General features: G+C 32.3%; 23 protein-coding genes. All 23 read right to left on the bottom strand.

Going from position 1 to position 22,349, the window contains the following annotated elements; genetic code table 11:
• Nucleotides 1-151: 151 nt before the first annotated feature.
• The 23 genes from DPN68_RS02970 to DPN68_RS02860 all read right to left on the bottom strand — a co-directional run bounded on the left by DPN68_RS02970 (nt 152) and on the right by DPN68_RS02860 (nt 21,882).
• A complete protein-coding gene (locus tag DPN68_RS02970; protein WP_113988111.1) occupies nt 152-457 on the bottom strand; it encodes a GIY-YIG nuclease family protein in 306 nt (101 codons plus the stop codon).
• Nucleotides 458-812: 355 nt separating this feature from the next.
• Nucleotides 813-1,817, bottom strand: coding sequence for an N-acetylneuraminate synthase family protein (locus DPN68_RS02965; protein WP_113988110.1), 1,005 nt, complete (start codon nt 1,815-1,817; stop codon nt 813-815).
• A 2-nt stretch (nt 1,818-1,819) separates the two neighbouring features.
• On the bottom strand, nt 1,820-2,638 hold the full coding sequence (locus DPN68_RS02960; protein WP_113988109.1) for a polysaccharide pyruvyl transferase family protein: 819 nt from the start codon (nt 2,636-2,638) through the stop codon (nt 1,820-1,822).
• Nucleotides 2,639-2,643: 5 nt separating this feature from the next.
• Nucleotides 2,644-3,261, bottom strand: a complete 618-nt coding sequence (locus DPN68_RS02955) for a methyltransferase domain-containing protein (protein ID WP_113988108.1) — start codon at nt 3,259-3,261, stop codon at nt 2,644-2,646.
• 7 nt (nt 3,262-3,268) lie between these two features.
• A complete protein-coding gene (locus DPN68_RS02950; RefSeq protein WP_113988107.1) occupies nt 3,269-4,348 on the bottom strand; it encodes a glycosyltransferase family 2 protein in 1,080 nt (359 codons plus the stop codon).
• A gap of 2 nt (nt 4,349-4,350) precedes the next feature.
• The gene (locus DPN68_RS02945) at nt 4,351-5,583 is read right to left on the bottom strand and encodes a glycosyltransferase family protein (protein WP_113988106.1); all 1,233 of its coding nucleotides are present in this window, start codon (nt 5,581-5,583) and stop codon (nt 4,351-4,353) included.
• A gap of 2 nt (nt 5,584-5,585) precedes the next feature.
• Complete coding sequence (gene wecB / locus DPN68_RS02940; RefSeq protein WP_193477826.1) at nt 5,586-6,704, bottom strand: non-hydrolyzing UDP-N-acetylglucosamine 2-epimerase; 1,119 nt, start codon at nt 6,702-6,704, stop codon at nt 5,586-5,588.
• Entirely contained in the window at nt 6,701-7,624 is a 924-nt protein-coding gene (locus DPN68_RS02935) for a glycosyltransferase family 2 protein (RefSeq protein ID WP_113988104.1), read from the bottom strand. Before DPN68_RS02935 ends, wecB begins: the two co-directional genes overlap by 4 nt.
• The gene (locus tag DPN68_RS02930) at nt 7,621-8,475 is read right to left on the bottom strand and encodes a glycosyltransferase (RefSeq protein WP_239986990.1); all 855 of its coding nucleotides are present in this window, start codon (nt 8,473-8,475) and stop codon (nt 7,621-7,623) included. Before DPN68_RS02930 ends, DPN68_RS02935 begins: the two co-directional genes overlap by 4 nt.
• 21 nt (nt 8,476-8,496) lie before the next feature.
• Nucleotides 8,497-9,435, bottom strand: coding sequence for a glycosyltransferase family 2 protein (locus DPN68_RS02925; RefSeq protein WP_113988103.1), 939 nt, complete (start codon nt 9,433-9,435; stop codon nt 8,497-8,499).
• Nucleotides 9,436-9,456: 21 nt separating this feature from the next.
• Nucleotides 9,457-10,239 carry a xenobiotic acyltransferase family protein gene (locus tag DPN68_RS02920; RefSeq protein WP_113988102.1) on the bottom strand — a complete coding sequence of 261 codons (783 nt, stop codon included), beginning with the start codon at nt 10,237-10,239 and terminating at the stop codon, nt 9,457-9,459.
• A gap of 1 nt (nt 10,240) precedes the next feature.
• Complete coding sequence (locus DPN68_RS02915) at nt 10,241-11,722, bottom strand: hypothetical protein (RefSeq protein ID WP_113988101.1); 1,482 nt, start codon at nt 11,720-11,722, stop codon at nt 10,241-10,243.
• A 42-nt stretch (nt 11,723-11,764) separates the two neighbouring features.
• Entirely contained in the window at nt 11,765-12,448 is a 684-nt protein-coding gene (locus DPN68_RS02910; RefSeq protein ID WP_113988100.1) for an acylneuraminate cytidylyltransferase family protein, read from the bottom strand.
• Nucleotides 12,448-13,503: a nucleotidyltransferase family protein gene (locus DPN68_RS02905; RefSeq protein WP_113988099.1), complete on the bottom strand. Its 1,056-nt coding sequence runs from the start codon at nt 13,501-13,503 to the stop codon at nt 12,448-12,450. Before DPN68_RS02905 ends, DPN68_RS02910 begins: the two co-directional genes overlap by 1 nt.
• A complete protein-coding gene (gene neuC / locus DPN68_RS02900; RefSeq protein WP_113988098.1) occupies nt 13,500-14,672 on the bottom strand; it encodes a UDP-N-acetylglucosamine 2-epimerase in 1,173 nt (390 codons plus the stop codon). The genes DPN68_RS02905 and neuC overlap by 4 nt, the downstream gene beginning before the upstream one ends.
• The gene (gene neuB / locus DPN68_RS02895; RefSeq protein ID WP_113988097.1) at nt 14,673-15,680 is read right to left on the bottom strand and encodes an N-acetylneuraminate synthase; all 1,008 of its coding nucleotides are present in this window, start codon (nt 15,678-15,680) and stop codon (nt 14,673-14,675) included.
• Nucleotides 15,677-16,264, bottom strand: coding sequence for a NeuD/PglB/VioB family sugar acetyltransferase (locus tag DPN68_RS02890; protein WP_113988096.1), 588 nt, complete (start codon nt 16,262-16,264; stop codon nt 15,677-15,679). The genes neuB and DPN68_RS02890 overlap by 4 nt, the downstream gene beginning before the upstream one ends.
• Nucleotides 16,261-17,403, bottom strand: a complete 1,143-nt coding sequence (locus DPN68_RS02885) for a LegC family aminotransferase (RefSeq protein WP_113988095.1) — start codon at nt 17,401-17,403, stop codon at nt 16,261-16,263. Before DPN68_RS02885 ends, DPN68_RS02890 begins: the two co-directional genes overlap by 4 nt.
• Nucleotides 17,404-18,588 carry a UDP-N-acetylglucosamine 4,6-dehydratase gene (locus tag DPN68_RS02880; protein ID WP_113988094.1) on the bottom strand — a complete coding sequence of 395 codons (1,185 nt, stop codon included), beginning with the start codon at nt 18,586-18,588 and terminating at the stop codon, nt 17,404-17,406.
• Nucleotides 18,589-18,606: 18 nt separating this feature from the next.
• Entirely contained in the window at nt 18,607-18,705 is a 99-nt protein-coding gene (locus DPN68_RS02875) for a cytidylyltransferase domain-containing protein (protein ID WP_204673657.1), read from the bottom strand.
• On the bottom strand, nt 18,698-19,204 hold the full coding sequence (locus tag DPN68_RS02870) for an acyltransferase (RefSeq protein ID WP_113988337.1): 507 nt from the start codon (nt 19,202-19,204) through the stop codon (nt 18,698-18,700). Before DPN68_RS02870 ends, DPN68_RS02875 begins: the two co-directional genes overlap by 8 nt.
• A gap of 41 nt (nt 19,205-19,245) precedes the next feature.
• Complete coding sequence (locus DPN68_RS02865; RefSeq protein WP_113988093.1) at nt 19,246-20,526, bottom strand: ABC transporter ATP-binding protein; 1,281 nt, start codon at nt 20,524-20,526, stop codon at nt 19,246-19,248.
• Between the two features lie 486 nt (nt 20,527-21,012).
• Complete coding sequence (locus DPN68_RS02860) at nt 21,013-21,882, bottom strand: ABC transporter permease (protein ID WP_113988092.1); 870 nt, start codon at nt 21,880-21,882, stop codon at nt 21,013-21,015.
• Nucleotides 21,883-22,349: the final 467 nt, after the last annotated feature.

The following is a 22,349-nucleotide window of genomic DNA, read 5'->3' as shown; positions in this document are numbered from 1 at the left end:
AAAAAAACTTATTTTTCAACTGAAACTGATTAACTCCGATGTCAGACTGAGCCTGTCGAAGTCCTTAGTAGCACCATTCAAAAACTGATTATCTCAACTGAAACCGATTAACTCCGATGTCAGACTGAGCCTTTCGAAGTCATTTATAACACTAATCTTCTTTTCCGAACTGAGTATAATTCTTAGAGTATCTTACTAACTTATCCCAATCTTCATCAATCAAGGCCTGTTTCTTTCTTCTACTCCATCCCTTAATTTTCTTTTCAACCATAATAGCTTGTGTAGGATCTGTAAACATTTCAAACCAAACTAATTCAACTGGTCTTCTTGAATAGGTATAAGCGTCTTTATCAATTCCAACATTGTGTTCATATAATCGTCTCTCAATACTATTAGTGATTCCCGTATAAAAAGAATCATCTTTACATTTTAAGATATAAACATAAAATAATTTCATAAGATGTAAACTTTAATTGTTTTCATTAGCCTTCGACAAGCTCAGGATGACAATAGTGGAATTACAAAATTAAAAAAACTTATTTTTCAATTGAAACTGATTAACTCCGATGTCAGACTGAGCCTGTCGAAGTCCTTAGTAGTACAATTCGTTTCCATTAGGCTTCGACAAGCTCAGCTTGACAATTGTGGAATTACATATTTAAAGAACTCTCCTTTTAAACTGAAATCATTTAACTCCGATGTCAGACTGAGCTTGTCGAAGTCCTTTGTAGTACAATTCGTTTCCATCGACAAAGCTCAGCATAAACTAGCTCAGCTTGACTTATAGATCGTGGAATTACAAATTTACACAACTACTCCAAATCCGCCTCATTCAAAAAATCCCACTGCTTAAGGTTTTTGTTGAGTTTTCTTCCAATAATTTCTTGAAATTTAGCGGCATCAATCCCGTAACCTTTTGGTTTTTTTGCTTCTAAATCTGCGAAAGAAAGGATATGTCCTTGGGGTAAATCTTTATTTACAGCAAGCGATTTTTCAAAAATGGTTTTTAATTCGGTAAAAGCGGAGTTGTCGTTTTTGTTTATAGGATGTAGCTTTGCTTGGTGTATGGCATTACAATCGGTAACCAATTGTGTGATTTCATCAATAGTTAATGAAGACTTTGCATCAGGACCAAACATTCGACGGTCGAAAACCACATGAAACTCTAAAATCTCAGCACCCAAAGCAACAGCAGCAATATTAGTAGCTATCTTAGCCGAATGATCAGAAAACCCAACGGGTATTTGATAGCGTTCTTTTAATTCTTGCATCACATTGAATCCGTATTGTTCGGGTTGTGTGGGATAGGATGTGGTGCATTGCAAAATAGAAAAAGAAACCTTTTTTTCTCTTAAAAAAGCAACCGTAGTATCCAATTCAGTATAACTGCTCATCCCTGAAGACAAAATAAGAGGCTTGCCCGTTTGTGCAATTTTTTCTAACAACAACAAATTAGTAACTTCTCCCGAACCTATTTTATAATACTTCACCCCTATTTCTTCTAACCAATCCACTGCTAGATTACTAAAAGGCGAACAAATAAAATCAAGCCCTACAGCATCGCAATGTTGCTTGATTTCTTTCCACTGTTCCAAAGTGAATTCCATTCGTTTCCAATAATCGAATCGTGTGGCATCTTCATATGAAAACTTGACACGAAAGGGTTCGTAGGGACTACTCTCGGCAGCAGCTATATGCATTTGAAACTTCACGGCATCTACACCCGTTGTAGCTAAAGCATCAATGTAAGAATGTAAAATGCCTAAGCTACCTTCATGGGCTTGTCCAATTTCGGCTATGTAGTAGGGTTTATTCATAATTACACAAAAGGGCAAACTGCCATTAAACCATTTTTTAACGCTTCTATTCTTTCCGTTTTTGGAAGACTAGGATAACTTTCGAAAAGTTGTTCCATATCGGAATTCGTCATTTTTTCTGAATTAATAGAAGGAACATACGATTGCATTTCTACAGACTCGAAGTAATCTTGAAATTTGATTCCGTCTCCAAATAACTTATCTGAAAATTGTACCCAAACAGCTGGAATTTGGTAAGCATGAGAAACTATAATTCCATGAAGAGAAGTTGAAACTACTTTCTCACATTGTAAAAATTGTCGCGTTACTGCTTCTACATCGTTAGTCATCAAATCGATTACCAACACATCATCCTGATTTACATACAATTGAGACATTGCCTTATAATCATTGTAATGTGGCACTATTCCAAATTTGTATTTTTTAGCAACTTCCGGATGATAATAATTGGGTAACAACAAAGCTGGGTCGCCATAAACTTCGGGAACATCATAACCTAATCCAATCAAATATTTCCTCGTTTGCGGTCCACGGACTGCTAAAAATTTAGCTTTTTTTACTGGAATTGTTTGAGAAATAATGCCACTTCCCCAAACAATACAATTTTCATTCACATGAGCTAAAATACTTCCAATAGTAGCATAAATGGGTTGGAAATAATTGTAAATAGAAAAATGTTTAGGAAAAACCCAAGTAACCTTTTTCGACGAAATTTTTTCCACTAAATATTTACCTAACATATCGCCATAATTTTCTTTGGCTTTATGCATCATCTTAATTTCATTCCACCAAAATAGACGAATAGTATTGGACTTCAGCATAGCTTTTACTTTTTTCTCAATTCAAAAATAGTTTGTTGGCGCCATTCCTGTTCGTTTAGAACCGAATAATTATATTTTGAAAAAATAGCTCTAATTTCTTCTTTTGTGTAATCGCTTAACCAACCATGAACCAATCTATTGTGATTACAAACATCACTACAAGCGTAAGACAAAATCACATGTGGAACATGTGGTTCTATTTGTTTAAAAACGGTATCAATATCGTACACATATTCTAACACTCCGCTAAAAACAGCTGTATCGTATTTTGACAAATCAAATGCAATAGGCTGATTTAAATCGCAAACTATTGTGTTTTCACTTCTTTTGACAATATCTGATGGCGTATATTCACAGCTAGATGGTAAAATTGATTTTAAACACATATTCCCAGCTCCAAACTCAATCACCTTTGCACTTGGCTGTACATAACTTCCTAAAATAGCAGTACGTTCATTCCAATCTTCATAAAGTTCGGTATCATTTTTCCAACGGGCAATATCACTTTGCTTTTGCTCTTTTAATTTCAAAGTATTTTCTTGAATCATTTTCATACGTATCTCATTCGCTTTCTTGCGCTTGCGATTCTTCAAGTAATTAACTAGTTTTCGAATTAACTTCATGCTTTTTTTATAGTTTAATAGTAAAGATAACTTTTTTTAAATCATTAGAAATTTCATAAGCATAATTATGATGTTTATAACGATATAAGATTTCAGTTAATAGTAGATCATTAACTTGCTTTATGGAAACATAAGGTTGAGACTGCTTTTTTAACAACTTTTTCAAATAATGCTTTAACGAACGATAATAAGCATCCTCTTGAATAGTGATTTTTACAATTTCGTTTTTAAATGTAGGCAATTGCACACAAATAAAATGATGCACAACCGCATGAATATTAGGCAATTCAACTATTTTGGTTGGCTGTAATAGTTGCTCTTGGTCTTCCTTTTTTACTACAGTTCCAAATTCTTCTTGATTGAAAGGTACTATAATTTTATGTTGTTGATGAAAGAAATAATGTTGTTGATTAATTCTCTTTACATTATACAAACGAGGCGTTTTACTCATTACTTCATCGTTATAGGAATTATAAATAACATGCCAATTATGAAAGAAATAAGCTTCCTCTCTTTGTTCAATTGTAATTCCAGCATGTTCTAATCTAACATATAAATCTACATCTTCTGAGCCGTAGAAATGAAAAAAAGTATCATATCCGTTGATTTGTTCTAACGCTTTTTTTGAGCATAAAACCATCCCATTTACGTAACCAAAATGTTTGGGTTTAAGGCTTTCAAATGCAATTGGAGTTTCTATTTTTTGAGATTCTTCCTTTGTTAAATAACCCAATTTAAACAATATCGCTTTATCAGCATTAGCAATTTTATGAAATAAAGCAACGGTATCTTGATGAAAAATTAAATCAACATCGGCAATAAAAATAAAGGGGGTTATCGCTTTTGATATACCATAATTAAGGGCTTTGCTTTTATTCCAAAGTAAAGTAGTTGAAGGCACGTAATAATAATTAGCAAAACTATAATTACCTATTAATTTTTCAATTTCTAGTGCTAAATTCGTTTCAGAACCATAATCAACAAAAACCACTTTAAAATCGGAATGCGTTTGTTGTTGCAAAGAATCTAAAGAAGCTTTAACTCTCAAAACATCGCGATTACGAAAAGCATATACGATAGTAACCATGGTTATTGTAAAGTGGTTAGCGTTTCTTTTAATTTTTCTACACTCAAATAATCTAGTAAATCCGTACGATTCAATTCAAATATACCATTTTTCTCTTTCCAAGTAGCATACATAGTTGTAATAATCGCTTCCAACTTAGAAACATCATCTGCTTCCGACCAATACGGATAATCTTCGCCTAATAATCTTCTAGTTTCACTGTAATAAGGACTTAACAATAATATCGGTTTATTTGCTTCCACACAATGTGGGAATTTACCCGGTAAAAACGGACTAATTTCAGCTTTAGACTCTAAAATAATATTGACACTTGCCTGTTTTTGCACATTAAAAATCACATCAAAAGGCATGTTTTCTCCAATAAAAACGGAAGAATGGTTTTTATAGCACTCCAACGCTTCTTTATGATACTCATGTGCTCCTACCAAAATTAATTGGGATTGTTCTTTTGCTTCTGGATTGTTATCTAAAAACTTTTCAAATGCTTGAATTAAAAAAATAGGATCGCGTTGTTTCATTAAATTTCCTGCATGAAACAATGAAAATTTTTCTGGATTAAAGAAAGACGGAAACGTGGTATCTTGAATCTGATAGTCACTAATTTGATGTGGAATTAAGACTCCTGTTCTTAAAAAATCAGGAAAATAACTTCCCATCCATTCTTGCAACAATTGACTTGGAAAAGCACTATACTTTGCTTTTTTTGAAACCGCTCTAAAAAATTCTTGTTTTTCATAGTAGCCATGTTCTACCCAATTGTAAGGTCTTGGATAAAAATGAAACGGATAAGGGTCATGCACATAAGCCATCCATTTATCATGAAGCTCTGGCAATTGTAACATTGCATGATGCGGACGAAAACTGGCGCCCTTACTCAATGTCAAAACAAAATCGGGTTGAAAATCTTTTTGTTTTCGTATTGCCTTAGCTATACTATTGGAATCATTGAAAAAAGTGAAGGAAAAACCAAACCAATTTTCTAAAGAGGCATTCACACTAATTTTAGTTAGTCTAGTAAAAAGTCGCTCCGTTCTACTCAATAAATAAAGGAAATTCCATTTTTTTTCTGGAATAACAATACAAGTAATCCCAGTTAAAGATATTTCTTTTTGGGTATAATGTAACACCCGAACCTCAAATCCGCAAGCAGCCAAATTTTGAATTAGAGCTACATTGGCTTTAGAACCACTGCTATCATTCACATTTATGGAATCGACTATAACTAAAATCTTCATTTTTAAGCTTGTATTTGGGCTATAAAGGTACAAATTCGCTCCGAAGCTTTCCCATCTCCATAAGGATTGTGAGCTTGACTTCTAACATGATATTCATTTTTATCTTGTAACAAACGCAAACAAGCAGCAACGATTGTTGCTGTATTAGTACCGACCAATTCAACCGTGCCTGCTTCTATAGCTTCGGGTCTTTCTGTAGTATCACGCATAACTAATACGGGTTTTCCTAAAGACGGTGCTTCTTCTTGTACACCACCCGAATCGGTTAGAATGAAATAAGCGCTTTGCATCAAATATAAAAAAGCGGGATAATCAACTGGCGGAATTAAGTGTACATTAGAAATGTCACTCAAAATACGTTGCACAGGCTCTTGTACATTCGGATTCAAATGAACGGGATAGATAATTTGAACATCAGGTGCCATTGTTGCAATTTGGCGAATAGCTAAACAAAGGTTTTCAAATCCTGCACCAAAATTCTCTCTGCGATGACCTGTAATTAAAATCACTTTTTTGGCAGTATTTACAACCTGCTTTACCATATTTAAATCGACACAAGTATAACCGCTTTCTAATTTGGAAATCCCTAATCGCAAAGCATCAATTACAGTATTACCTGTAACTACTATATTTTCTTTGGCTACTTTTTCTTGTAAAAGATTATCGGAAGCCCATGAAGTGGGTGCAAAATGATAATCGGCAATTTTACCGGTTATTTGTCTATTAATTTCTTCTGGAAAAGGTGATAATTTGTTATACGTTCGCAAACCAGCTTCCACGTGTCCTACTTTTATTCCTTTATGAAAAGCGGCTAAAGCCACCATAGAAGAAGTCGTAGTATCACCGTGAACTAAAACCAAATTGGGTTGGAAATCATGCAACACTGTATCTATACTTGAAAGTATGCGAGCACTCAACTGATTTAAACTTTGTCCTTTTTGCATCAAATCCAAATCAAAATCCGGACGTATTTCAAAAAAATCCAATACTTGATCTAACATTTCTCTATGCTGCGCAGTAACACAAACTTTTACTTCAAAAGGGCGTTTCTTTAACTCATGAAATAGTGGAGCCATTTTGATAGCTTCAGGACGAGTGCCAAAACAAAGTAGAATCCTCATGAAAATAGTTTTTTCTTAAAGCTGTAAAGATATAATCTTACAGGTAAAAAGGTGTAAAAAAATTGACATTTTATTTTCCCAAATCCCGACAATTGAGCCGTTTCTACTATTGCTGAAAATAATTGATACTCTTTATAATCCAAAGCAATTTGAATGAAATAGCGAAGAATAGAATCGGTTAACAGTTGTTTCTCTTTCAAATTGACAACTACCAATAAAATAGCTTCACTATTAGACTTTTTTCGAATTGGATTATTGTTAAAAAACTCTCCAGTATTAGAATTGGGGTGTTTTCTGTTAAAATAAAGCACGTTTTCAATACTAAGACCTTCAAAACCTTTAGAGATAATTCGAGTATAACATTCCCATTCTTCTGCATATAATAATTCTTCCTTGAATCGAATCGTTTCAAAACATTTCTTGTTCCACAAAACCGTGCAAGATGCCAGACCTATTTTATGCGTAATGATATCGTATAAATGAGATTGATTAAGTGCTTGTTTGATTTTAGGTTCATTAAATTCAAAATTGGGAATTTCAATTTCAAAAGCTTGTTTTTGATAATGACAAAAAGCCACTTTTTCATTTTGAACAACAGCCAAACCAGTTTTTAAATTATCCGGATGGACAACATCATCATCATCAAAGAAAATAATAAAATCACCTTTAGCTAAATCCAACCCATAATTCCTAGAACCTGGCAATCCTTTTAAATAAGTATCGGGACGTTTTAAAAATTGGAATCTAGTATCTTTTTCAAGAATCGGAGCTATAACTTCATGTGTATTATCTGTACCACCATCATCAATAATTAAACACTCCCATTCTCCAAAAGTCTGTTTTTGGATAGAAAGTAAAGTTTCTACAATAAAATGCGCTCTATTGTAGGTCGCCATAATGATGGTTATTACTGGTTTCATTTGAAAAGAGATTTTATGAAACGTAAAGGCTTTAAGATTACGGCACCTATTTTATAATCTATTCTCTCTTTGAAATTCTGATTGGTCGTTTCTACTTTTTGTATTTTATCCAAAAGAAAAGTAGTGAAATTTTCAAAATCTGAAACGTACAAGTCTTTATGTTTGGTAAATATAAAATGTAGTAAATCGTATCGTGCTTTATTTGCCCTAGTTGTTGTAGAAGTTTCTCTTTTACGGTAAGTATAAAGTGGTTTTTGAATTACAAACGCAATTCCACCCGATTTAAGCAAGCGAATAAAAAATTCCCAATCTTCAAATCCACTTCTCATGGTTTCGTCATAACCACTAGCTCTTTTCCAATCTTCCTTTTTAAACATGGAAGTTCCTAAAGCACAATTTCCATAGATAAAACTCTTTATATCACCACCATTTGGAATATAAAGTTCCTTTTTATTATCTAAAAAAAGCAATGTGGCTTGGCAAGTCACTATTTTAATTGAGGCATCTGAACTAAAAACCGCAACAGCTTCTTCGCAAAAACTAGACTCAAAATAATCATCGCTATCCAAAACCAAAATAAACTCACCATTTGCGGCATTTATACCAACATTTCTTGCGGTGCTTTGCCCTTGATTTTCTTGCGTGATTAATTGAGAAATCTTGGGTTCGATTTTCTTTAAAACAGCTTTCGTTTCCGTATTAGAGCCATCATCTACTACAATAACTTCTATGTTAGGATAAGTTTGATTTAAAGCAGAGGAAACAGCTTCTTCAATATACAAACCATCATTATAACAAGGTATAACAATGGAAACTTTAGGTTGTATATTTTGAATACTGTTCAAACTCATGTTATGCTTTATTAAAAAATTCTAATTTAATATTTTGTACGCCTTCTTTATAAAAAAATAGCCTTTCCCTGTAATTAAATTGGACAGCATCCAAAAATTAAAACAAATAAAAACATTCCATCGAAAAGAAAAAAATAAAGTTCTCTCTATACTAACTAAATAGTTTGGCAAAGAAAAGGTAGCTGTTGTTTCAGATGAAAACCTGATAATTCTTTTTAAAATTCTACTTTTTATATTCCTATTTGCCTTTTCCTTAATATCATTCCATAGGAATATTTCATTCGCTAAAAGTTGGAGTGTTTTCTGTTTTGACGAACTTAATTTCACCTGAATAGAACCTTTATGAATTCTTCTTTTTGAAACATCTTTTTTTAGATATTTTCCTCTATTAGTGATAAATAACAATCTAGAAAAAAAATTATATTCCTGTCCCGACTTTAATTGCTCATTAAAGCGAATTTGGACAACTTCCCTTTTTACTAAAACATCATTGGTTATCCATCCAATGGTTTGATTAATAAAACTTTCGGCTGAAATTGGAATTGTATAATCCAACTCATAAGGTCTTGAAATAACACCTTCTTCATCAAAGTTTAATGAATTCCCAATAACAAAATCGATATTTTCCTCAAATGCATCCAATTTACTTTGTATAGCATCTGGCAGCATCAAATCATCGCTATCAAACCAATTTACATATTCACCTTTACTTACATCAAAGCCATAATTTCTAGCGCCATTTCCACCTGATTGATACTTTTCAAGTCGCTTATGAAATTGAAATCTGGAATCCCTCTTCACATAATCTATAACAACAGTTTCTGTATCATCCGCCGAACCATCATCTACAACAATACATTCCCAATTCGTATAAGTTTGTTCCAATACACTATCTAACGTCTCTCCAATTAAATGAGCACGGTTGTAAGTGGGAATGATTATGGAAACTAAAGGATGCATTTATATAAAGTGATTCAAATGTTAATCAACAAGTAAAGATTCAAAATCTGATTGAAGTTCGTTAATAAAAAGTGACTTATTTTTGTTTATTTTCTCCTCAGACCAATTCCACCATTCCAACGCTAATAATTTGGATATTGTAGCTTCATCAAAACGATAGCCTATCACTTTTGCAGGTGTTCCTGCTACAATACTGTAAGGCGGAACATCTTTGTTCACAACTGAATTAGCTGCCACAACTGCTCCATTATGTATGGTAACACCTCCTAAAATTACACTATGAGCACCAATCCAAACATCGTTTCCAATTACTACATCTCCTTTGGATACGTTTTCATTTTCCCACTTTTCTTTGAAAAAATTTTGTCCTATGAAATAGGAAGTGATTTTTTTATGGTTATGATTATAGGATTGAATGGAAACATTTCTCGCAATAGAACAAAAGTTACCAATAACTACACGTTCGTTGTTTGTTTTTATATCTAAATTAGGCCCCCACAAAGAAGTAAATCTTCCTAATTGAACAGTCCCTTCTAATTGACAATGGTACAATTTACAATTTTCTTTAGCGCTAAAATTTCCTGTGATGTGAACCGTATCGACTAATGAATTAGAACCGATGGTGCAATTTCCTTTTAATTCCGATTGAAGTACTTTGGTGTTTTCTCCAATAGTTACTTGACTAGCAATATAAGAACCTGTAACCTTAACATTAGGCTTCAAAACAGCACTTTTAGCAATAGTATTACTAGCGCTAATCGTTCTTTTGAGGTAATTAATTATTTTACGCTTAATGGCAAACATGTTAAGGAAATAAATTGGAAATGATTGGTTGTTCAAATATAGTATTATTTTCAGGTTTATCAAGTCCCGCCAAGTAGCTTTTAAATTTTGAAGCAAAGTCTTCCGACAAATAATCGATATAAATGGCTTGATTTTTAGCTAATAATTCAGGAAACGAAACCAAACCTATTTCATTAAGTAAAACCGTTTTTAATCCAAAAAAGGTAGCTTCAATAGCCGTTCCTGAAGAATGAGTTACATGCAATTTGGCATTGGCTAACAATTGTGGTAATGGATCTTGAGTCGCTGCTGTAATATTTACTTTAGCTGAAAGATTTTCCTTTGCTAATAACGTAACAATAGTATCCATTTCATGCATTTGTCTAGGATGCAAGCGAATAAACCAAATTTCTTCTCCAGAACGTATACATTCTAATAGTTGTAGCGTAAACAATTGATCTAAAGTAATCGGATTGGGTTGTAAACTGTATAAAATAAAATCTTTATGAGGATAGGCTTGACTCTTGGTTTTCCAATAATCTAGCCACGGATTTCCAATGACTTTTACTTCGTAATTAGGATTTGATTGCATCCATTTCTTTAAAACGTTGGCGCTACTTTCGTCCCAATTCCAAAAAACTCTTGGAAGCACATCATAACCTGTTTCGGGAATTGTAGTCCAACTACCATAAGACAAATGAATATCGGTTTGTGGACCGTGTTGCATTTCAACCGTTGTAATTTTTGCTTGATTAGCAGCTACCAATAACGCATAATTGAATTCGGAATAATAACACAAAAAATGAATTTGTTTGGGTTGAATTTTTTGCAATACCGTTTTAAAAAATGCAATTTTTGGTAAAAAAAGTTCTCTTGCCCAATATTCTAAATTTGATACGTCGTTATTCTGAATAAAATCTTTTGTCATTTCATTTTGAGTCAAAAAACTCTTGAATTCAGCAAATCCATTCCATTTAAAAACAACTTCACTTTTGGAAGTACGATGCAAAAGTTTATAACCCACAAAAATCGGTTCATAAAAAAGTACGCGCTCAGAATGGTACTGATTTTTTACGATTTGATTTCCATATTCCAAATACAACGATTGCTCTTGAATACCGTACTTATCGATAAGTACATCAAAAAAACGATTGAATCGGGAGTTTTCATGAGCAACCCGATGCACATCGCCTCCTAAAAACAAATAGTTTTTTTGTGGTAATTTAGTCTTCCAAAGTAAATAATTATAAATAGTATTTAATTGTTTTACCTTTCGCTTGAAACGATAAAGCAACTTACGAATAGGTGAAATGGTTTGGTTTGAAGCATACGGTTGATTCGGTAAAACTTTAGCCTCAAACTCAATTTTATTAATGAGATAAAAATATAACTTTATTCTTAGTGTTGGCCATAAATGAATACCGTTGACTTGCCATTCATTAACGGAAAAATCGCGTTCTATTTTAATGATAAAGTTTTTTATATCAACTCGGTTTTTTATCATAATAAAATTATGCTGTTTTAGTTTTTCAGATTTAAACTTGACTTATATAAATTTATGGTTAAGCATTAAAAATTCTGCATATAAAAAGTCATCAATCGTATCTATATCTACCGAATTCATTCTATCCATAATAAAAGCATAAGTGTCATCACTATAATAATTTCTAGTTTCAAAAACTTTTCTGTTCATAACGTAAATAGCTCCATTTGGAAAATAAGTAGGTTGAATATCTTGTCTGTTTTGTAACTTATCTTCAAAAACAGATGATATTTTACCATCTGTATCTATGTACTTGTGCCAACTTATTGGGTGATGCTCCTTACAAAAACTAATAACCGAAAACGCCTTTTTTTGTTTAAATAACGCTATCGCAGAATCTATATCTTCACAAGTCCTTAAAGGACTTGTAGGTTGTAAAACCACAAAGTTATTTATAGAAATTCCATCGTTGGCTTCAAGTCTATTGATAGTGTACTCATAAGCATCTATTGCTAAAGATGTATCAGTAGCTAAATGCTCTGGACGCATGAAAGGTACTTCAGCACCAAAATCTTTGGCAACTGTTGCAATTTCATAATTATCTGTACTTATAATTACTCTTGAAATATTTTTTGCTTTTTTAGCAGCAAGGATTGTATGTGCAATCAAAGGTAGCCCATTTAATATTTTAATGTTTTTATTTGGCAGTCCTTTGGATCCTCCTCGTGCTGGAATAATTGCAATCATTAACTAAAATGTTTTATAAATTCTTGTGCTCTTTTGTAATCTGATGGAGTTCCTATGTCCATCCAATAACCTAAAATTGGGTTATGAATTAGTTTTGCCCCTTCATTAACTAATTCTTCCATTAAATCAGTTATATTATAAAATTGATTTTTTGGTATTTTGCTAATCAAAGCTGTTTTAAACATATAAATACCAGCATTAGAATGATAAATATATGAAGGTTTCTCTTTAAAACTTTTTACTTGTCTTGCTTCTGTTTCAAAAATTGCAAATGGAACGTCAACTTTATATTGAGTAGAAGCCACAACCATATCTGCATTATTATTGACCAAATCTAAATACAAATCTTCAAAATTTACATCAGTAAACAAATCGCTATTCATTAAAAGTAAATGTTCCGATTTATAATTGTCAACTAAAGTCAGAGCACCAGCGGTTCCTAAAGGCTCATCTTCTCTTATATATTCAATGTCAATTCCTTTGGAAGAACCATCACCAAAATTAGCCTCTATTATTTCACCTAGATAATTTATTGAAATATAAATTTTTTTTATTCCAAAACTAATCAATCTGTCAATGTTATGTTCTATAATTGTTTTATCCCCTAAAGGCAACATTGGTTTGGGTAAACTATCTGTAAAAGGACTTAATCGTTTTCCTCTTCCTCCTGCCATTATTACACATTCCAAAGGTAAGCTAGCCTGCTGTTTAGAAACATCAATAATATCTACTAAACATTTTTCCTTATTCAAAAGAGGTATGATTTTTATATCAATTTTCCTATATTTAGATAAATCAATATATCCATTTGTGTACCACTCAAAATGAAAATCTTTATTACATATCGTGCCGATTTTTACATCTAAACTTTTAGATTTAACCAAAGCGCGTCTGATATCGCCATCGGTTATAGTGCCAATTACAGCTTTGTTGTCATCTATAACAAAAAGAATTAGACGGCTAATATTTTCGACATATAAAATTTTATTGAGTAATTCCAATCCTTCTAGAAGGGTTTTATTTTTATGTATAGTAATATGTTCTAGTTTAATCATAATTTTTTATCTAAAGGAAAATCAAAAAAGGGCTTTTTAAGATTTATTTCTGTTGTTGAAGATATGACTGATAAAATCTGTTCTGTTGTATCACCATTACCATATAACTGTTTTACTAAAAGACATTTTTCTTTAAAATCTCTAGAAAAAGACATTTCTAAAGCTTTTTGAATTTCTCTTTCTTTATTATCAACATCAATAATACTATCTGATTTCACTCTTCCTTTTTGTCTATCTCCAATATTAATTGTGGGCTTTTTAAAATAAGGAACTTCAATTATTCCACTAGAAGAGTTACCAACAACAACATCAACATATTGTAAAGCAGATAAATATAGTAACTGTCCTAGAGATTTAAATTCACATGCTTTATTTGAATTGGCTTGTACATATTGGCATATCATTTCATTAATTATTCGACCATCTCTATCTGAATTAGCATGTGTAAAAATCAGTAAAGTATCGTCTAATTTATCAAGTGCTCTTAAAATTTGTTCAAATTGATGTGATGCTGTAGCTTTTTCTTGCGTCACTGGATGGTAGGTAATTAAAATGTTTTGTTTTTGCAATTTTCTTTTAATTGATTGTTCAAAATCTACTTTTGAAAGAAGTTTTAACTTTTTAATCGAATCTAAACCGATAGCACCCACATTAAACACCATTGCTGGTTGTTCGCCAAGTTGAATAATACGTTGTTTGTGCACATCTGTACTAGCAAAGTGTAAATGACTCATTTTTGTAATGGCATGTCTTATAGCTTCATCATAGGCTCCTTCTGTATTTTCTCCTCCGTGTATGTGTGCTATTGGAATTCCAAAAATCAAAGCAGTAGTTGCAGCAGCCAAAATTTCTGTTCTGTCACCCAAAAGTATGATTAAATCTGATTTTAAATCATCAAAAGCATCGGCAAAACTAATATTAGCCAATCCAATAGATTTTGAAATTCCAACAGCTGAGTCAGAACTCAATAAACATTCTATTTTTTTGTTAACATAAAAACCATCTTTCTCAATTTCCTTAATGGTTTTACCAAACTCAGGAGATAAATGCATAGCACAAGCTATTAATTGCAATTCAAAATCAACATTATTGTTTATTGCCTTAATAAGTGGCTTAAGTAAACCATACTCAGCACGAGTTCCTGTTACTATGGCTATTTTTCTTTTCATCTATAATCTTATTAATTCATCTTCTTCAAAATCTTTTATTGCTATTTTTCCAATTACTTCATCCCATTTCATAGGAGAAACACCTGTTCCAGGTCTTTTGATACCAATATTTTCTTCAGTGAATATACCACCTTTTTTAATAAAAGTTATGGCCACAATACTTTTTCTAACTATAAATTTATTCTTAGCCTCTGATGCACTAGGCTCTTTTAACCCAGAACTTCCAATTGCTTTTTCTATATTCCTAATAGCTTTGACCATGGCTTTTAACTCGTTTGGCTCTAAAGAAGCTGCATGGTCTGGACCAGGTAATGTTCGATCTAACGTAAAATGTTTTTCTATAACACACGCACCCAAAGCCACCGCGGCTATAGGCACTTCTATTCCCAAAGTATGATCTGAATAACCTACATTTATACCTAATTCTTTTTTAATATGGTTCATTGCTAAAAGATTAACATCCTCCATTGGTGTAGGGTATTCAGTATTACAATGTAAAATTACAATATTATCATGTAATGCTCCATTGTCTATTAAGACTTTATAAGCAGATTTTACTTCTTGAAGGCTTGCCATTCCTGTCGATAAAATAATATTTGGGAATAGCTTTGCGACTTTTTTGAGATAAGGAAGGTTCGTTATCTCCCCTGAAGGAATTTTAGCAAGTACTATTCCCAAAGTACTTAAATAATCCATACTTTCTAAATCAAATGCAGTAGACAGAAATTTGATGTTTTTTTGTTTACAATATAATATGAGTTCATTGTGTTGATCAACATTTAACTCAAGTTTCTTTAACATTTCAAATTGAGATTCATCATCTCCAATACTAGCATTTTGGTAAGTCGCTTTTTTTGCTACTTTTGTTACTAGTTTTTCTGCTTTAAAAGTTTGAAATTTCACATAATCTACACCAGCTCCCGCTGCTACATCTATTAATTTTTTTGCAAGTTTTAGGTCACCATTATGATTAACACCTGCTTCGGCTATGATGAGTGTTTTTTTCATTTTACAAATGTTCCTGCTCCTATTACTGAATTTGATTTAACCTCAATACTTTGGGCTAAGACAGCATTACTACCTATAAAAGTTTCTTTACCCACTTTGGCATCACCATTTACAACTGCAGCAGTTGAAATATGACAAAAATCTTCAATAACAACTCCATGCTCAATATCGGCTTTGGAATTAATGATACAATGTTTACCCACTTTTGCCATAGCATTCACTAAAGCATGATGCATAATAATAGTTCCATCTTTTATTTTAGCGTGTTTTGACACATAACTTAAAGGCGAAATTACTTTTGCCAATTGTGCATTGTTTTTATCTAAAATATTTGCTATTTTTTTTCTTAATTCAACTGATTTTATTTGTCCAACTGTTATTAAAAAGAAGACACCTTGTGATGCCATTTCAGGTATGAGTTCATCACCTCCCAAAACTGGATAACCCAATAACGTTTTTACGTTTGGATTTGAGTCTAAAATTCCTAAAATGTTATATTTTCCTTGTTGCTCAACAACGTCTATAACTGAAAGACAATGTCCTCCTCCTCCAATAAGTACTATTCGTTTTTTATCTTCGCTCATATCACACTGCTTGGTATATTCACAACTCTTTCTTCTAGCCATTCAGAGTTTTGTAACCCATCGTGTTGGCAATTTTTAAACATAGGCAATTTACTCATTAATGTCCAAATAGGACGAGTCATTACTCCTTTTTCATTAGTTTTCTTTAAAAACTCCTCTCGCTCTTCTCTATTTTTTAAAATTATAGCATTTAACCAAAAATTACATTTTTCACCAGGTCTTTCGTCAAAAAACACAATGTTTTCACTTTCAAAAAAGGCTTTATAATTCATTGCTAAGACTCGTTTCCTCTCTAAAAAAAAATCCAATTGTTCCATTTGTGCTAATCCTAAAGCTGCATTAATATTGGGCATTCTATAATTATACCCTATCTCATCATGTGAGTATTCCCATGGATGAGGCACTTTGGCCTGTGTGGTTAGGTACTTAGCCTTTTTTGCTAAACTCTCATCATTAGTCAAAATAGCACCACCACCACCTGTGGTCATTATTTTGTTACCATTAAAGCTAATAGCAGCCATCTTTCCAAAATTACCTAAATGTCTTCCCTCATAAAATGAACCCATTGCTTCAGCAGCATCCTCAACTAATTCAATGTTATATTTTGAGCAAATTATTGCAATTTCTTTTATCCTACATGCGTGACCAAAGGTGTGCATTGGCAAACAAGCTTTAATCCTATTACCACTCGTTTTATTGTAACATTCATCATTGCGAATTTCAGTATTATTTTCTAAAAAATGCTGTAAGGCATTAGGTGACATACCCATCGTATCTTTGTCTACATCAACAAAAACAGGTTTTGCTTGTGCATAGCAAATAGCATTGGCTGTAGCAATAAACGTAAGCGCTTGTGTAATAACTTCATCCCCTGGCTTAACTCCTACTATTTCTAAGCAAAGATGAATTGAATTAGTGCCATTTACACAAACAACAGCCTTTTTAATACTTGTATAAGTTTGCAATTTTTGTTCAAATCCATCTACATATTTTCCTACACTTGAAACAAACGTAGTATCAATACAATTTTCTAAATAAGCTTTCTCATTACCTTTAAACATTGGCGCATGTAATGGGATAAAATTTTCAGAAGTATTGAAAATTTCTCTAATGTGAGATATGACTTTAGTATTATTCATTTACATTTTAGCATCTAAGTACTTATTTGTTTCTTTATGTCCAAAATTAGATATCATATCATTAAATAACTCTACCAATTCTATTTTAGTCCATTTTTTTGTTTTTCTCATTTCACTAATAGTTTTACTAAAATGATTTATCTTATCTTCCTCTAAAATTAATTCATTTTTTATCACACCTAAGTTAACAAAAGTTTCTAAATCCAATTGTTCTTTTTCTGTAAAAAACTCTTCAAAGTCTTTCTCTCCTGTGGTATCACTATCTACAAATAAACAAGGCCAACGATAAGAATTTTTATCATAATTAAAACTTCTTGCCTCTTCTTCTGACTTGCATAAGAAAGGCTTATATCCTAGCTGTTCTAAATACTTCACAGCAATATTTGCAAAAGTGATAAGATGCAAACTCTCACTCAATTTAGGAAAGAAAATATCTCTATTTTCCCCCAACAAACAAGACATTAAGCATAATTCTCCTGCCTCTTGAGGAATCACAAAATATCGCTTTATATCACTTGGCGCAACAATCGGCTGTTTTTTTTGTATTCGTTGATTAAATCCGTGTAAAAGAGAACCATCCGAGAAAGCTACATTAGCAAAACGTGCTGTAGAAATAGAAATATCTCTACTATATTTCATTAAGTACATTTCCATAATACGTTTTGATGCACCCATCATATTAACTGGATTTGCCGCTTTATCAGTTGAAACACAAAAATATTTCTTTGCTCCCTTAACTATAGATTGACGAATGGTTTTCTCGGTATTAAATACATTTACCTCAATCATTCGCATAAGAGTGTATGGGTCTTTTTCACTTCTTACATGTTTTAAAGCAGAAAGATTCAGTACATAATCATAACTACAAGAATTCTCAATAAAAGCATCGTATTCTATTGATCCAATATCTAAAGCAAATGTTTGAAAATCGCCATCAATATAACCAAAAGAACTTCTAATATCTCTAACTAATTCAACCAAGTTGTTTTCTGATATATCTACTACATGAAGCGTTTTGGGTTTGCGTTTGAAAATTTCTTGAGTTACAGCTTGACCAATAGAACCCGCACCACCAAGCACTAAGAATTTAGACTTTGAAACTAAAAAAGATAATTCATTTTCATATTGAAAAACATCTTTATCAAACAAAGTCTCTTTTCTCCCTATTAGCTCTAGTATATTCATTTTATTAAATTTATCTCATTATAAATAAATATTTTCATCAAAAGGCAATAGCACTTTATTAGGTAAACGAGTAGAACCTGTTCTAGCTTGAATAAAAAAAGCGATTGATTTATTCATAGTCTTTCTGTCTAATTAGTTTAGCTGGTACGCCTCCATAAATGCCATAGGATTCTAAATCTTTTGTTACCACAGAATTAGCTCCCACAACAACATTATCACCAATTGTAATTCCTGGATTTATAAACACGTTTGCTCCAATCCAAACACCATCACCAATGGTTACATTTCCAAAAATTTTATTTTTCTCATTAGTAGAATTCATATCCTGATTAGCATCATTAGACGACGTGTAGATTCTTACATTATGAGATATAGACGTATTAGTCCCTATTTTTACAAAACAATCTTTTGATGCTTGAACGGTTGATAAATTACCAATATAGGAATTGTCTCCACAGAAGATTTTACCTTCTCCATAAAACATAATATCCTTACCGTTAAATCTAAAAGTTTCCGACAAATCATATTTTTTTCTGCAAACAAAATAATTATTTTCTGAATTTAATTTACTCAACTTATTATAAAGTTGTATCAAATTAGATGAATCAGCTTTCATAATTAACTTAACGAGTATGTTAGATAGTAGTTTTACCATTTTTACATCATTTTCATTTCCCATTCAGTAGGTAAAAATAAATCCCCTTGTCTTGAAGATCTAATAGAATCTAAATCTTCAATTTTAAATTTCAAAACATCAAATTTATGATCATTTAAATTTGAATATTGGTCAGCAAGACCTAAACTAACATAATAAACACCTGGCTTTAATAACGGATTTTGAATTTTGATTACCGATTTGTAGGTTTTGGCTTCTGCCACAAAATACTCTTTATAAAAATCAGTTCTATCTACAAATAAAACAACTTCCCCAAGAGAGTTTTTAATTATGTAAGTCAAATGACATTTAGGCATAACCTCTTTAAAGTTATAAACGACCTCAAAGAAAAAATCTTGACTTGTTGAAACGATTCCATCAGAAATTAATTCTCCAGAATTATCAATCAATTTTGCTTCTACGATTTGTAATTTCTTCAGATTATCATTTTCATAGATAACCATTGAAATCATTGCTTCGCTCTGTGAAGATGATAAATAGTAAGGTATTATTTCACTAGTCGGACCCGTTTTGAAAATTCTACCATTTTCAAGCATAATAGAATTTTTGCATAAACTATTAATCGTTGACATATTGTGACTCACAAACAAAACGGTTCTTCCATCACCTTTTGAAATATCTTGCATTTTGCCAATAGCTTTCTTTTGAAACTCGGCATCACCAACAGCCAAAACCTCATCTACTACTAAAATTTCAGGTTCTAAAAAAGCAGCTACCGCAAAAGCCAAACGAACGGTCATTCCACTGCTGTAACGTTTAGTTGGTGTGTCAATGTAACGTTCGCAACCACTAAATGCGATAATTTCGTCTAATTTAGCAGTGATTTCTTTTTTGGTCATTCCCAAAATAGCCCCATTCAAATACACATTTTCTCTTCCTGTTAATTCAGGATGAAAACCAGTTCCTACTTCTAACAAAGAAGCAATACGACCACGTGTTTTGATACTTCCAGTTGTTGGCGCTGTAACTTTGGATAAGATTTTTAATAAAGTAGATTTTCCTGCGCCATTTTTACCAATAATCCCTAATACTTCACCACGCTCTACTTCAAAATTAATATCTTGCAATGCCCAAACGTACTCGCTAGTTCCTTTAGTAGTTCGGTCATTAGCTTCTCCTACTTTCAAATAAGGATCTTCTTTGCCACGTACTTTATGCCACCAACGATTTACATCGTGACTCAAAGTGCCCGTACCTACAACCCCTAAGCGGTATTGTTTGGAAATATTTTCTGCTTTTAATATGATATCTTTTTTACTCATTTTTATTTTTTATTCTGCTTTGTCAGACTTGGCTAAATGAAGTTATCTTTTCATTAGTCTTCGACAAGCTCAGAGTGACAATCGTGTCAATCCAATTTCAATTTAACTATTTTAGGAACACTGATTTAAGAAATTACAACAATTTAAAAAATCTTTTATCTGTTTCGCTCTCTTAAAAAGTAAAACGCCTCTGTAACTCTCTCAGCACAATCCACTTCAAAAAAACTCCGTGTTACTCTGTGACCCGAGCCATAGCGAACTGACGAAGTAAAAACTTTGCGAGACTTTGTGCTACAATATATTTTCATTAGTCTTCGACAAGCTCAGAGTGACAATAATTCAAAATCAACTCCAAAAATCAACTTCAAACTTGTAAAAAATCCGTCATCATCCGCGCTTCGAAGAACCCGTTTCATCCGCGTGCCAATCTCTCAATCCCCAGTCTCCTCGTCACCCATCACCCATCACCTATCACCCATCACCACACTAAACCGTATCAATAAAACTCTTCTCTGTCTTATTAAAAATCAATAATCCGAAAAGAAATATAAAACCGGTTATTCCAACTACATACAAAACCCCAAATAGTGACACATCACCAATACCTAACAACATATAACGAGACGTTTCTATAATATACGCCAATGGGTTGTACTGAACCAGCCAAGCTAAGTTCGGCATTTTTTCTTTAATCAATGCCATTGGGTACATTACTGCTGATAAATACATCAACAATTGCACACCAAAACCAATCAAATAAGAGAAATCACGGTATTTGGTTACTAAGGATGAAATTAACATTCCCAAACCTAACCCTAAAATTCCCATTACAATAATCAAAATCGGGAATAATAAAACGGTTCCATTTAAATCAATTACTGTTCCTGTACTTACATAATAAATGTAAAAAGCAACAAAAATGCTAAATTGGATAAGGAACTTCACTAAATTAGAAATCACTACCGAAATTGGCACAATTAACCTTGGAAAATATACTTTTCCGAAAATTCCAGCATTGGCCCTAAACGTATCTGAAGTTGATGTTAAGCAAGAAGTAAAATAATTCCACACCATAATTCCAGCCAAGTTGAATAAAAATGGAGGAATACTTCCTGTTGAAATCCCTGCTACATTATTAAAAATAATAGTAAATGTAATAGAAGTAAACAAAGGCTGAATCAAATACCAAAGTGGCCCTAAAACCGTTTGTTTATACACCGTTACAATATCACGTTTTACAAACAAAAGCAACAAGTCGCGATAACGCCAAACTTCTTTTAAATTAAGGGAAAAGAATTTGTTTTTTGGGGTAATTTCATACAACCATTCTTCCTCGGAATAACTTGTTTTATTCATCTTTTAGGACTTTCACGTTTTAACTTTTCAAAATTAAACTATTTTAATTACCAAGCAAACTTTATTCGATGAAGTCTTTTAAAAAACAAAAGAATCAAGAACAAGGACAAGTTCAAAAAACAAGTTCAAATTCAAACTTGAAACCTGAAACAAAAATCAGTTTTCAGTCGCAGTTTTCAGTCGCAGAGAAAATCTTTATCATCAGCGTTCAAAAACTAAAAACACAAAATTAACCATATAAGTCATATAAGCTTTTTAAGTTGAATTTGATTGCGTTGAAAAGTTCATAAGAGAATTTTTGCTCGCAAAGACGCTAAGTCGCAAAGATTAAAACTCTGTGTGGCGCTATGTAAAACTTTGTGAAACTTTGTGCTACAATCCATTTTCATTAGCCTTCGATTCCGAAAAAGTCGGAACAGGCAAACGCTCAGGGTGACAATCGTGTCAATCCAATTCCAATTTAACTA

Source organism: Flavobacterium tibetense (assembly GCF_003293845.1).
GTDB classification, from domain to species: domain Bacteria; phylum Bacteroidota; class Bacteroidia; order Flavobacteriales; family Flavobacteriaceae; genus Flavobacterium; species Flavobacterium tibetense.
The sequence above is the reverse complement of the archived record's forward strand: the minus strand, read 5'-3'. Positions and strand labels throughout refer to the sequence as shown.

What these genes read in the sequence shown, in the direction of transcription:
- DPN68_RS02930 (WP_239986990.1), bottom strand. Translation starts at nt 8,475, where the DNA reads ATGAGTTTGAACAGTATTCAAAATATACAACCTAAAGTTTCCATTGTT.
- DPN68_RS02970 (WP_113988111.1), bottom strand. Translation starts at nt 457, where the DNA reads ATGAAATTATTTTATGTTTATATCTTAAAATGTAAAGATGATTCTTTT.
- DPN68_RS02910 (WP_113988100.1), bottom strand. Translation starts at nt 12,448, where the DNA reads ATGATTGCAATTATTCCAGCACGAGGAGGATCCAAAGGACTGCCAAAT.
- neuB (WP_113988097.1), bottom strand. Translation starts at nt 15,680, where the DNA reads ATGAAAAAAACACTCATCATAGCCGAAGCAGGTGTTAATCATAATGGT.
- neuC (WP_113988098.1), bottom strand. Translation starts at nt 14,672, where the DNA reads ATGAAAAGAAAAATAGCCATAGTAACAGGAACTCGTGCTGAGTATGGT.
- DPN68_RS02870 (WP_113988337.1), bottom strand. Translation starts at nt 19,204, where the DNA reads ATGAAAGCTGATTCATCTAATTTGATACAACTTTATAATAAGTTGAGT.
- DPN68_RS02875 (WP_204673657.1), bottom strand. Translation starts at nt 18,705, where the DNA reads ATGAATAAATCAATCGCTTTTTTTATTCAAGCTAGAACAGGTTCTACT.
- DPN68_RS02965 (WP_113988110.1), bottom strand. Translation starts at nt 1,817, where the DNA reads ATGAATAAACCCTACTACATAGCCGAAATTGGACAAGCCCATGAAGGT.
- DPN68_RS02890 (WP_113988096.1), bottom strand. Translation starts at nt 16,264, where the DNA reads ATGAGCGAAGATAAAAAACGAATAGTACTTATTGGAGGAGGAGGACAT.
- DPN68_RS02915 (WP_113988101.1), bottom strand. Translation starts at nt 11,722, where the DNA reads ATGATAAAAAACCGAGTTGATATAAAAAACTTTATCATTAAAATAGAA.
- DPN68_RS02950 (WP_113988107.1), bottom strand. Translation starts at nt 4,348, where the DNA reads ATGGTTACTATCGTATATGCTTTTCGTAATCGCGATGTTTTGAGAGTT.
- DPN68_RS02905 (WP_113988099.1), bottom strand. Translation starts at nt 13,503, where the DNA reads ATGATTAAACTAGAACATATTACTATACATAAAAATAAAACCCTTCTA.
- DPN68_RS02925 (WP_113988103.1), bottom strand. Translation starts at nt 9,435, where the DNA reads ATGCATCCTTTAGTTTCCATAATCATTCCCACTTACAACCGTGCTCAT.
- DPN68_RS02860 (WP_113988092.1), bottom strand. Translation starts at nt 21,882, where the DNA reads ATGAATAAAACAAGTTATTCCGAGGAAGAATGGTTGTATGAAATTACC.
- DPN68_RS02960 (WP_113988109.1), bottom strand. Translation starts at nt 2,638, where the DNA reads ATGCTGAAGTCCAATACTATTCGTCTATTTTGGTGGAATGAAATTAAG.
- DPN68_RS02880 (WP_113988094.1), bottom strand. Translation starts at nt 18,588, where the DNA reads ATGAATATACTAGAGCTAATAGGGAGAAAAGAGACTTTGTTTGATAAA.
- wecB (WP_193477826.1), bottom strand. Translation starts at nt 6,704, where the DNA reads ATGAGGATTCTACTTTGTTTTGGCACTCGTCCTGAAGCTATCAAAATG.
- DPN68_RS02885 (WP_113988095.1), bottom strand. Translation starts at nt 17,403, where the DNA reads ATGAATAATACTAAAGTCATATCTCACATTAGAGAAATTTTCAATACT.
- DPN68_RS02920 (WP_113988102.1), bottom strand. Translation starts at nt 10,239, where the DNA reads ATGTTTGCCATTAAGCGTAAAATAATTAATTACCTCAAAAGAACGATT.
- DPN68_RS02935 (WP_113988104.1), bottom strand. Translation starts at nt 7,624, where the DNA reads ATGAAACCAGTAATAACCATCATTATGGCGACCTACAATAGAGCGCAT.
- DPN68_RS02865 (WP_113988093.1), bottom strand. Translation starts at nt 20,526, where the DNA reads ATGAGTAAAAAAGATATCATATTAAAAGCAGAAAATATTTCCAAACAA.
- DPN68_RS02945 (WP_113988106.1), bottom strand. Translation starts at nt 5,583, where the DNA reads ATGAAGATTTTAGTTATAGTCGATTCCATAAATGTGAATGATAGCAGT.
- DPN68_RS02955 (WP_113988108.1), bottom strand. Translation starts at nt 3,261, where the DNA reads ATGAAGTTAATTCGAAAACTAGTTAATTACTTGAAGAATCGCAAGCGC.